This is a genomic window from Sulfitobacter sp. HI0129 (genome assembly GCF_001635395.1).
Classification (GTDB): Bacteria; Pseudomonadota; Alphaproteobacteria; order Rhodobacterales; family Rhodobacteraceae; genus Sulfitobacter.
The window spans coordinates 1-10,397 of sequence record NZ_LWGH01000510.1 but is presented as its reverse complement, the minus strand read 5'-3'; the positions used below and the strand labels follow the sequence as shown (position 1 = coordinate 10,397).

Here is a 10,397-nt window from a genome sequence, read left to right as displayed (position 1 = left end):
CATCGCGAACCAGAAATTCGGGATGGCAACGCCGAGCTGCGTGGCCCCCATCACGCCTAAATCCCCGGCCTCCCCCCTGCGGGAAGCGGCGAAAATACCGGCGGGAAAGGCGATCAGGGTGGACAGCGTCAGCGCATAGAGAGCCAGCGGCAATGACACCCAGAGCCGTGCTGCGATCATCTCCCCCACCGGGGTGCGATAGGTATAGGAAATGCCGAAATCCCCCTGCAGCAACCCGCTCACCCAGGTGAGATAGCGCGCCAGCTTACCCTGGTTCAGGCCAAGCTCCTCCCGCAGAGCCTCAAGCGTTTCGGGCTGCGCGTTCATTCCCAGCATGAAGCTGGCCGGATCACCGGGGGCGATTTCGATGATTGCGAAGATCACCACCGAAGCGACAGCGAGGCTGACGACGAGGGATACAAGACGTTTGAGGACATATCGCAGCATCGCGGGGAGCCTACGAGTGCCGCAAAGGAGCGTCCAGAGGGTTATGAGGCAGAACCGGCGCTGCAGAAAAGTTTGCCGCGCGCGCGGCATTCACCGCTTCGTGACAGGAGCGGAGCACCCATGTCGGGAACCGAATCGCTCACGGTACGGTTGTCCCTGCGATGAAAGAATTTTTCGAAGGAGAGAAAAATGAAGACGACATTGAAAACACTTGCGATCGCTGGCCTGCTGGGCACCGTTTCTGCACCTGCATTTGCGGCCGCTCACATGAGCGCCTCGATGACGTGCGCTGAATACAAGGCCCTGACAGCTGAAGAGCAGGTCGAAGTTGCCGCCATGGCGATTGCCGAAATCGAAATGGGCAACGACGGTGGAAGCCTTGAAGAAGGTGCACGCGCCGATGAAGACGTCAACGGTGATGACCAGATGAAAACTTCCGAAGAGGAAGCGACTGACGGTGTCGTGTCGACCGAAGGTTCCGTTCAGGCGGATACGCCCAAAGCTGTCGAACCCACCAACAGCAACATGGGTGACGACATGATGTCCGAAGACGGCCCGACCGCAGAGAACATCGAAGAACTGATGCTCGCCTGTGACCAGAACCTCGACCAGATGGTTTCCGAGGCCGCAGCGAACATGAACGGCGTCAACTAAGCCTTCCTGCAAGGCGACGTTAGGAAAAGAGCACCTTCGGGTGCTCTTTTTCGTTCGTGGACGGGGCACGGTTTTCAGCTAAGTCCGGCGGTATGGAGCGCCCCAAATTCATTGGCCACGAAATCTATCGCCATTCCAGCTATGGCCGCTGGCATCCGCTACGGGTTCCGCGTGTATCGACGGTCATGGATTTGTCGCGGGCGCTGGGCTGGTTGCCGCGCGATCAGTTCATCAACTCCCCCCGCGCCAAGCCGACGGCCCTGACGGCATGGCATACCCCTGCCTATATCGACGCGCTTCAACGGGTGGAGCGGACCCAGAGCGCCACGATCGAAGACCGCACCCGCCACGATCTGGGCAGTGTGACGAACCCGGTATTCACTGAGATTTTCCGCAGGCCCGCTACGGCCGCCGGGGGGTCCATACTGGCGGGCGAACTGCTCGCCCGAGGCGGCACAGTCTATAACCCGGCGGGCGGTACGCATCACGGGCTTCCCGACCGGGCCAACGGGTTTTGCTATCTGAACGATCCGGTTCTGGCGATCCTCAGCCTGCGTCGCCACGGGGTCCGCCGCATCGCCTATGTGGACATTGATGCCCATCACCCGGATGGCGTGGAACTGGCCTTTGCTGCCGATCCTGACATCCTGATGATCTCGGTACATGAGGCGCGGCTCTGGCCGCGCACGGGGGCGCTGGAGTTCGAGGGGGCGGGCAATGTGTTTAACCTGCCGGTCCCGCGCAATCTGAACGACACTGGCATGGCGCGCATCCGTGACGAGTTGATCCTGCCGCGTGTGTACGCCTTTCGCCCCGATGCCATCGTTCTGCTCTGCGGGGCGGATACGGTCGAGGAGGATCCGCTTTCCCACCTCGGGCTGAGCAACAACGCCCCGTGGGATGTTCTGCGGGCACTGCGGGACTGTGCGCCGCGGCTGTTGGTGCTGGGGGGCGGGGGGTACAATCCATGGTCCGTCGGCAGGCTCTGGACCGGGGTTTGGGGTATTCTGAACGGCGCGGAGTTCCCCGACCGCCTGTCACCTGCTGCCGAAACCGTCCTGCGGGGCCTTTCGTTCGAAGGCAACCGGCGCGGGCGCAACCCGCCCGATCACTGGTTCACCACGCTGCGCGATGACCCGCGCGAGGGGGATGTGCAGGAGGAGGTTACGGACGGATTGGCCCGTCTGGCGAGGCGGCGCATGCCTGCTTAGGGTTGACGACCCCCCGGAGGGGATCGCCAGAGATGCGGGTGCCGATTACTCGGCCCAGCTGACCCCTGTGAGGTCTGTCGCCTGTGTCGGCGCATTCGCCCAGAGGCCCTGAAGCCCGGACTTCGCGACCGACAACGCCGCAAGCTGGAAGAGATAGCCATTCACGTAATCGTCCGCGATGATCTGCTGCGCCTGCTTCAGCATCTCGGTACGCTGATCGGGGTCCGTGGTGCTGTTCAACCGGGTCATGAGATCCTGCAATTCGGCGTTGTCATACTGAAAATAGTAATCGGGGTTGGCGTAAATGCCGATGTCCATGGGTTCGGTATGGCTGACGATGGTCAGGCCGAAATCCTTGCCCTTGAAGACCGATTCCAGCCACTGTGCCCATTCGACGTTCGTGATCTTGGCGTCGATGCCGACTTCCGCAAGCTGGGCCGCGATGATCTCTCCGCCGCGGCGGGCGTAGGACGGGGGCGGCAGGTGCAATGTCGTCTCGAAACCGTCGGGATAGCCCGCTTCGGCCAGCAGGGCGCGGGCCTTTTCGGGCTCATGCGCGGACTGGCCGGTCAGATCGACATAGGCCGGGTTATGGGGCGCGAAATGGGTGCCGATGGGCGTGCCGTATCCGAACATCGCACCGTCGATGATGGCCTGCCGGTCGATCGCATGGGCCACGGCTTGCCGGACTTTGGGATCGTCGAAGGGCGCCACCTTGTTGTTGATCGCGAGGATCGTTTCACCCTCGGTCGAACCGACCAGTACCTGAAAGCGGGCATCCGCTTCGAACTGGGGCAGGTTTTCCGGCGCGGGGAAACCCGAGAAGACATCGACATCTTCGGCCATGACGGCGGCAAAGGCAGCCGTCGGGTCGGAGATGAACTTGAACGTCACGTTATCCAGCTTTGCCGGTTCGCCCCAATAGTCGGGGTTGCGGGAAAGCTCGATCCGGTCGCCCTGGGTCCAACTGTCGAACTTGAAGGCGCCGGTACCCACGGGCGTCTGCTTGATGCCTTCGATGCTTTCGGGTGCGACGATGACGGCATCACCCCAGGCGAGATTGAACAGCATGTTGCCGTTGGGCTCGCTCAGCTTGATCTCCACCATCGTGGGATCGATCACGTTGACCTCGGAGATCGCGGAATAGAGCGCCTTTTGTGCGTTGGCGCTGTCTTCGGCATTGATCCGGTCGAGCGAGAACTTGACGTCTTCGGCATCCATCGTGGTGCCGTCGTGGAATTTGACCCCTTCGCGCAGCTTGAAGGTATAGGTCAGCCCGTCATCCGAAATTTCCCATGATTCGGCGAGCCCGGGAACGATGGAGCCATCGCTGGCAAAGCGCGTGAGCCCTTCGAAGACGTTGGAATAGAGAACGGAATCGATTGCGCCGGCAGCGGCGCTGGTCGGGTCCAGATGGGGCGGTTCGAGCTGCAGCGCGACGGTAATGTCGGACTGCTGCGCGAAGCCGGCGCTCGCCAGAACGGCGGCGGCCGCGGCACCCTGGAGGATGGAACGAAGGCGTATCATTGAAAACTCCCTGTTTTTCGTGCGCGGATCCTACCTATTTCGCCTGCGCAATACCAGCGTGAGCGTCTTCCCGCGCCTTGTCCAGGCGATCGGGATCGTTTAGGCAGCGGCCCTTTGCAGCGCGAGTGGAGACAGCCATGGGCAATGGTCCCGCGACCCTTGGAATAGACTTCGGCACATCGAACTCCGCCGCCGGTATGCGCATCGACGGTAGCCCTCGGCTTATCCCGATGGAGGGGGGCGAGACCACGTTGCCGACGGCGGTGTTCTTCGATTTCGACGCGCAGCAGGTGGTCTATGGCCGGGCGGCGCAATCGGCGCTGATCGGCGGCGACGAAGGGCGCTACATGCGTGCGCTCAAGAGCCTGCTGGGCACGCCGCTCATGCGTGAAAGCCGGGTGCTGCTGGGCAAACGCACGGATTTCATCGGTATCGTCGGGAGGTTCCTTGCCGAAGTGAAGCGGCGGGCCGAAAAGGAAACCGGGCAAAGCTTTACCCATGCCCTGTCGGGCCGTCCCGTACGCTTTCACAGCGCGGATGCGGACCGCAATGCACAAGCCCTCGTGGATCTGCGCGACTGTTATGCCGCGGCAGGTTTCGAGGACGTTCGCTTCATGCCCGAACCCGAAGCGGCGGCGCTGGCGAACCGCGCGGTGCTCGAACCCGGAGACCTCGGATTGATCGTGGATATCGGCGGCGGCACCTCCGATTTCACGCTGTTCCGGCAGGAGGGGGAGGATGCGATCCAGATTCTGCAAAGCCATGGTATTCGGCTGGGCGGTACGGATTTCGACAAGGAGCTCAGCTTCGGTCAGGTGATGCCGCATCTGGGGTTGGGCCACCAGATCAAGCACGCCTTCGGTGACAAGACGCATGAGGCGCCCGTTTCCATCTTCGCCGATCTGGCGACCTGGCAGAAAATTCCGTTCCTTTACACCCGGGAAACCCGCAAGGCGGCGGCGGATCTGGCGCGCTATGCGGTCGACCCCGATGTGTTCGCCCGGCTCGTTCAGGTTCTGGAGGATGAATTGGGCCATGACATTGCCTTTGCCGTCGAGGCCGGAAAGATCGCCGCCAACGATCCCGCGGCGACCGCGCCGCCCCGGATCAAACTGGGTATCGTCGAAAAGGGGCTGGAAGCGGAACTGCCCGCCGCCCTGCTTGCCGCATCGCTGGCCGATATGGCCGCGCAGATCGCCGAAGCCGGTCTTCGGACCGTCACGGATGCGGAATATGCGGCAGAGGACGTGAACCGCGTGATCTTTGTCGGCGGCTCCAGCCTTTTGTCCGTGGTGCAGGACGCCATGCGCAGGGCCTTTCCCGCGGCTGAGGTTCATCACGGTGCCGCCTTAACGGCGATTGCGGATGGGCTGGCGTTGGCCTCCTCCCGGGCCTTCGCTTAGCTCCCCGCGGATCCGCCCCCCGGCAGCAGCAGGGTTTCCAGTGCCGCCCCCATCACGCTGGCGCTGTCGATCATGTCGTCGATCCCGATATATTCATCTGGCTTATGTGCCAGTTCGAGGATCCCCGGCCCGTAGGCGATGCAGTTCTTGAGCTTGCCGATACGGTCGATGTGTTTCTGATCGTAGGTGCCGGGGGAGGCGACGTAGGTGGGCGCCTTTCCCATCACCTGTTCGATGGCCTTTGCCACGGTACGCACCACCGGAGCTTCCTGATCGGTCATGGAAGGCAGGACGGCGTTCAGCTCCGTAATCTCGTAGTCGAAGTCGTTTCGCGACTTGCGCAACCCTTCGAGCAGGGCCGTCACCTCGTCGCGCACCTGATCGAGCGGTTCTTCGACGAGGAACCGCCTGTCGATCACGATACGGCAGGAATCCGGGACGCAATGGGCGGGCAATCCGTCGAAATCCTCGGCCTGTTCCTTTTGGCCGCCGTGGATGGAGTTGATGTTCATGGTGGAATTGCGCGCGCCGTCGGGCACCACTGGCATCTCCGTCGTTCGGGCTGCCATGGCGGGGAAGAGCTTGTCTTCGAATTCGGCCAATACGGCGCCCATGTGCCGCACCGCGCAATCGCCAAGGAAGGGCATGGAGCCATGGGCGATCTCACCCTTGGTTTCGATCTCTGCCCACCAGCCGCCGCGATGGCCAAGGCAGATACGATCCTTGTTCAGCGGTTCGGGGATGATCACATGCTGCACGCGGTCCGGTGAAAACCAGCCCTGTTCGGCTAGGTAGGCCACACCGCCATAGCCGCCTGATTCCTCGTCCGCCGTGCCGGAAATTTCGATGGCGCCGCAATAGTCGGGCCAAACCTCGATGAAGGCTTCCGCCGCGATGATCGACGCGGCAAGACCGCCTTTCATGTCGCAGGCGCCGCGCCCATAGATCCGCCCGTCCTTTTGCTGGCCGCCGAAGGGGTCGAACGTCCATCCGGCGCCGACTTCGACGACATCGGTATGGCTGTTGAAATGCACGCAATCGCCCGCGTACTTCCCTTCGCGCCGTGCGACGATGTTCCAGCGGGGATATTTGGCGCTGTCGCCGGGCGTGCCTTCGGCGCGGATCAGATGCGTGTCGAAGCCATGCACGCGCAGCCGCAGGTCGAGGTATTCGCAGATTCGGCGGTAATCCTGCCCCGGCGGGTTCAATGTCGGAATGCGGATAAGATCCTGCGTCAGGGCGATCAGATCGTCCCGTCGGTCGGCGATGGAGTTGGAAAGTCTGCTGGTCATATCCGCATGATCATGCGGTCCTTCAACGATAGCAAGGGCGGTCGCATCAGCCGGCGATATCCTTCATCGCCGCCAGCAGCGCGCGGACTTCTTCGGCGCTGTTGTAATGGCAGAGCGATACGCGCACGGCGGCATCCAACCCCAGCGGGGTGAGAATGTTGCCAGAATAATGGTCCGCCCGGCGGATATGCGTCCGGATACCGCGCGCATTCAATTCCTCGACGATCCGATCCGCCGGGACATGCTCCAGCGCGAAACACACCAGCCCTTCACGGGCGGGGTTGTCCACGCCGCCAAGGATCGTCACCCCCGGCAGATCGGCAAGGCCCGGCAGGTTGCCCGCCCCGTGAAGCATCGTATCCGTGAGCATCTTTTCATGGGCATGAATGGCAGCCCCCGCCGCCTCGATCCGGTCCCGGGGGGTTTCGGCGTCGGAAACCTCGCCGCCCAGCCAGTCGAGATAGGAGACCACGTCGGAAAAGGTGGCATAGGAGCCGGTGTCGCGGGTTCCCATTTCCCAATTTCCGGTGGGGCCGCCTGCGAGCGTTTCGATGGGCAGCGCTGTCAGCCTGTCCGATACCCATGCCACGCCATAGCCATGGCGCGAAAACATCTTGTAGGGGGAAACGACATAGCCATCGATGTCATAGGCCGCGATATCCACCCGGCCATGGCTGGCGTGCTGGATGCCATCCACGAATATGAAAGCCTCCGGCGCGGTTTCTCGGATCGTTTTGGCGATGGCGGCTACATCATTGGCGATTCCGGTGACGGGGGATGTGTGCAGGATGGTCGCAACCCGAACGTCCGCCGTGACCAGCGGGGCATATTGGGCGGCGGTAACCTGACCGGTGGCATCGTCATGTGGCACCTCGACATAGGGTTTGCCCGCCATGCCAGCCCAGTGCCGCGCGGCACTGCGGGAGGCGGGGTGTTCGACCGAAGACCCGAGCACGCGCCCGCCTTCCGCGCTGCCCATGATGGCGGTGCGCAAAAGGCGAAAGGTCAGCTCCGTGCCGGATTCCCCGACGAAAAAGCGCCCCCCATCGGTGCCGAAGAACGTGGCCATATCGGCCCGCGCACGCGCGATGATTTCACCCAGCTTGCGCGACGCGAGGTTATCCCGGCCCTGATTGTCGGGAATGGCGGCAAAGCGGGCGGAGGTTTCCACAACCGATTTGAGCGTCAGCGCCCCGCCCGCGTTCTCGAAGAAAATGCGCGGCCCCGTCAGGGGGCATTCCTCCACATGGGCAAAGCGGTCACGGACGGAGGCAAGCGGCAGGGGGGCGGGAGATGACATGACAGGCTTTCAACAGGTTTCGGGCGCATCATTGGTTCAACCGCAGGGAATGCAAGTGTCCTTGCGTCGCACCGCGCAGAATTATCTGTAAAAACCCGCGCCCTACGCTAGATGGTGCGCGACTCATAAGGAATGCGCCGAATGGCCCCATTGATACAAAAGCAACCTTCGGTTGAGAAGATTGCCGAAGAACAGGAAACCGAGCGTTCGGTCAAGAAGGCCGCAGCACTGACCCCGCGCCTGATCTACGAGGTCATTCGCCGCGAGGGCGAGGAAGAGCTTGCCCGTACGCATCGTTCGCTTGTCTGGTCCGGCGTGGCGGCGGGCATGATGATCAGCCTTTCGGTTCTGGGGGAGGCGATCTTTCGCACCTACCTGCCTGAGACGCCTTATCGCTATCTGATCGAAAACGTTGGATATTCGCTTGGTTTCATCGCGGTGATCATGGGGCGGATGCAGCTTTTCACCGAAAACACGATCACCACCGTTCTGCCGATCATGCGCAAGCGCACGTGGCATTCGCTCTATTGCATGCTGCGGCTGTGGTTCATCGTGCTTTCTGCGAACGTCGTCGGGGCGTTTGCTGTCGCGGCACTCTTCGTCTTTACACCGGCCATTCCGCCGGAGCTTCTGCCTGCCATCAACGAACTTTCCTATCATGCCACCGGCATGTCCGCCGAAGAAGGCTTCTGGCGGGCTATTCCGGCGGGTGTGATCGTGGCCCTGATCGTGTGGATGCTGCCGCAGGCCGACGAAACGGCGTTTTTCCTTATCCTGACCTTTACCTGGCTGATCGCGGCAGGCGATTTCACCCATATCGTTGCCGGTTCGGTCGAGATGGCTGTTTTGGTCTGGCAGGGGCAACTGGATGCCTATCCCGCGCTGTTCAGGTTCTTCCTGCCGGTTCTGTCAGGCAATATCATAGGCGGTACAGTGATCTTTACGCTGGTCGCCTGGGGCCAGGTGCGTGACGACGTTGAGGAAAACGACCATGAATGACGCGGGATACCGGGTTGTTTGCCGCTTCGTCCGATGGCTATGCTGAGAAGACCGTACGAAAGAGGTATCCGTGCCCGTGAAACGCAGATTGCCGGCTGATCCATCCATCTACTGGGCCGCCTTCAAGGCGAGTCTGGCGCATGTGGCGGAAAATAACCTTGGCCTGATTTCCGCCGGGGTGGCCTTCTTCGGGATGCTCTCGCTTTTTCCCGCGCTGGCGGCCCTGATTGCCCTCTTGGGTCTGATCTCTGACCCGGCGGTCGTGGTGGCGCAGCTTGAAGAGGTGCGTGGCCTGCTGCCTGATGATGTCTACGATATCGTCAACGATCAGGTGGTGTCGCTTGTGACCGCGCGGGCCGATACGCTCGGCTGGGCGGGTGTGCTTTCTCTCTTCGTGGCGCTTTGGTCGGCGCGGGCGGGCGTGGGCGCGATGATGATCGGGCTCAACAACGTATATTATGAAAAGAACCGGAACGCCGCACGTCACTACGCGCGGGCGCTGTTGCTGACGATCAGCCTTGTCGGGGTGGGTATCGTGGCGCTGCTGACGGTGGTGATTGCCCCGGTGGTGCTGGCATTTTTCCCGCTGGGGCCCTTCGGCAACCTGATGGCGGATCTGGTGCGCTGGACCATCGCGGTGATCGTCCTGTTCGCAGGGGTTGGTGTGCTCTACCGCTATGGTCCGAACCGGCGTTCCGCGCGGATGCCCTGGATCACCATCGGCGCGCTGATGGCGGTGGTGTCATGGGCGGCGCTTTCGATCGCCTTTTCCTTCTACGTTGCCAATTTCGGCAACTACAATCAGGTCTATGGCTCCATCGGGGCCGTGATCGCCATGCTGATCTGGTTGTGGATCAGCAGTTTCCTGATCCTGCTCGGGGCCTCGCTGAACGCCCAGATCGAAATGCGCACGAAGTCGGACAGTACCACCGGTCGTCCGAAGCCCTTGGGGGAGCGGGGGGCCTATGTGGCCGATACCGTGCTGCCCCCGGCGGTCGAGACGCCGAAGCGCCCGGACTGAGCCCTTAGAGAAGCGGACGGGGGGTGACTTCTTCCACCGTGGTGAGCGCGACCTTTGCAAGTTCGTCGAGATCGTTGATCTGGAGCCTTTTGTCCGCCCAGGATGCAAGTTGCAGCTCCTTCAGCTTGCTCAGGGTCTTGTTGGTATGCACCAGCGAAAGGCCGAGCGCGTCCGCCATGTCCCGCTGGGTGAAAGGCAGGGACATGTGATTGTTCGTAACCATCCCGAGCGAGCGCCCTCTCAGAAACAGTTTCACCATGGCCCATGCGACGGATTGCAGGGCGGTGCGCTGTCCGATCGTCGCCAGCGTTTCGCCGAGGAAATGTTCCTCCACCGCGGCGAGCCAGGTGATGTCGAAGGCGCGGGACGGATGGTTGCGGAACAGCGACCAGACCTCTGACCGGTCAAAGACGCAGAGGCGCATGTGTGTCCGCGCCTCGACCGAATGGCTCATTTCGCCCAGCAGCCCCGCTTGGAGGCCAAGAAAGTCGCCGGGGAAGACGAAATTGATGACCTGCCGCTGGCCGTTCATCAGCTTCTTGT

The 10,397-nt window shown here is 62.1% G+C and carries 10 protein-coding genes; 5 read left to right on the top strand and 5 right to left on the bottom strand.

What is annotated here, in order from left to right; all coding sequences use genetic code 11:
- On the bottom strand, positions 1-447 hold a 447-nt coding region (locus A3764_RS13975; RefSeq protein ID WP_150122185.1), incomplete at its 3' end, for an ABC transporter permease.
- A gap of 189 nt (positions 448-636) precedes the next feature.
- On the opposite strand from A3764_RS13975, the gene A3764_RS13970 reads away from it, so the two are divergent.
- Positions 637-1,101, top strand: a complete 465-nt coding sequence (locus A3764_RS13970; protein ID WP_067921975.1) for a hypothetical protein — start codon at positions 637-639, stop codon at positions 1,099-1,101.
- A 92-nt stretch (positions 1,102-1,193) separates the two neighbouring features.
- Complete coding sequence (locus A3764_RS13965) at positions 1,194-2,312, top strand: acetoin utilization protein AcuC (protein WP_082851079.1); 1,119 nt, start codon at positions 1,194-1,196, stop codon at positions 2,310-2,312.
- A 45-nt stretch (positions 2,313-2,357) separates the two neighbouring features.
- Here the strand turns inward: A3764_RS13965 and A3764_RS13960 are convergent, their stop codons facing one another.
- Positions 2,358-3,839, bottom strand: a complete 1,482-nt coding sequence (locus A3764_RS13960; RefSeq protein ID WP_067921982.1) for an ABC transporter substrate-binding protein — start codon at positions 3,837-3,839, stop codon at positions 2,358-2,360.
- Between the two features lie 137 nt (positions 3,840-3,976).
- On the opposite strand from A3764_RS13960, the gene A3764_RS13955 reads away from it, so the two are divergent.
- Positions 3,977-5,242: an Hsp70 family protein gene (locus A3764_RS13955; protein WP_067921985.1), complete on the top strand. Its 1,266-nt coding sequence runs from the start codon at positions 3,977-3,979 to the stop codon at positions 5,240-5,242.
- Here A3764_RS13955 and A3764_RS13950 read toward each other — a convergent pair.
- Positions 5,239-6,534, bottom strand: coding sequence for an acetylornithine deacetylase/succinyl-diaminopimelate desuccinylase family protein (locus A3764_RS13950; protein WP_067921987.1), 1,296 nt, complete (start codon positions 6,532-6,534; stop codon positions 5,239-5,241). The two genes, A3764_RS13955 and A3764_RS13950, sit on opposite strands and share 4 nt — an antisense overlap.
- A 46-nt stretch (positions 6,535-6,580) precedes the next feature.
- Positions 6,581-7,834 (bottom strand): aminotransferase class V-fold PLP-dependent enzyme, encoded by a 1,254-nt coding sequence (locus tag A3764_RS13945; RefSeq protein ID WP_067921989.1) that lies wholly within the window; start codon positions 7,832-7,834, stop codon positions 6,581-6,583.
- A gap of 141 nt (positions 7,835-7,975) precedes the next feature.
- Between A3764_RS13945 and A3764_RS13940 the strand changes: the two genes are divergently transcribed.
- Together A3764_RS13940 and A3764_RS13935 are read left to right on the top strand one after the other, a co-directional pair.
- Positions 7,976-8,833 carry a formate/nitrite transporter family protein gene (locus A3764_RS13940; RefSeq protein WP_067928628.1) on the top strand — a complete coding sequence of 286 codons (858 nt, stop codon included), beginning with the start codon at positions 7,976-7,978 and terminating at the stop codon, positions 8,831-8,833.
- A gap of 76 nt (positions 8,834-8,909) precedes the next feature.
- The gene (locus tag A3764_RS13935) at positions 8,910-9,854 is read left to right on the top strand and encodes a YihY/virulence factor BrkB family protein (protein ID WP_067928638.1); all 945 of its coding nucleotides are present in this window, start codon (positions 8,910-8,912) and stop codon (positions 9,852-9,854) included.
- A gap of 4 nt (positions 9,855-9,858) precedes the next feature.
- On the opposite strand, the gene A3764_RS13930 is transcribed toward A3764_RS13935, so the two are convergent.
- A partial coding sequence (locus A3764_RS13930) for a Crp/Fnr family transcriptional regulator (protein ID WP_067951682.1) occupies positions 9,859-10,397 on the bottom strand: 539 nt, incomplete at its 5' end.

Coding starts and splice junctions, on each gene's coding strand:
- A3764_RS13965 (WP_082851079.1), top strand. CDS start 1,194: ATGGAGCGCCCCAAATTCATTGGCCACGAAATCTATCGCCATTCCAGC.
- A3764_RS13950 (WP_067921987.1), bottom strand. CDS start 6,534: ATGACCAGCAGACTTTCCAACTCCATCGCCGACCGACGGGACGATCTG.
- A3764_RS13960 (WP_067921982.1), bottom strand. CDS start 3,839: ATGATACGCCTTCGTTCCATCCTCCAGGGTGCCGCGGCCGCCGCCGTT.
- A3764_RS13970 (WP_067921975.1), top strand. CDS start 637: ATGAAGACGACATTGAAAACACTTGCGATCGCTGGCCTGCTGGGCACC.
- A3764_RS13945 (WP_067921989.1), bottom strand. CDS start 7,834: ATGTCATCTCCCGCCCCCCTGCCGCTTGCCTCCGTCCGTGACCGCTTT.
- A3764_RS13940 (WP_067928628.1), top strand. CDS start 7,976: ATGGCCCCATTGATACAAAAGCAACCTTCGGTTGAGAAGATTGCCGAA.
- A3764_RS13955 (WP_067921985.1), top strand. CDS start 3,977: ATGGGCAATGGTCCCGCGACCCTTGGAATAGACTTCGGCACATCGAAC.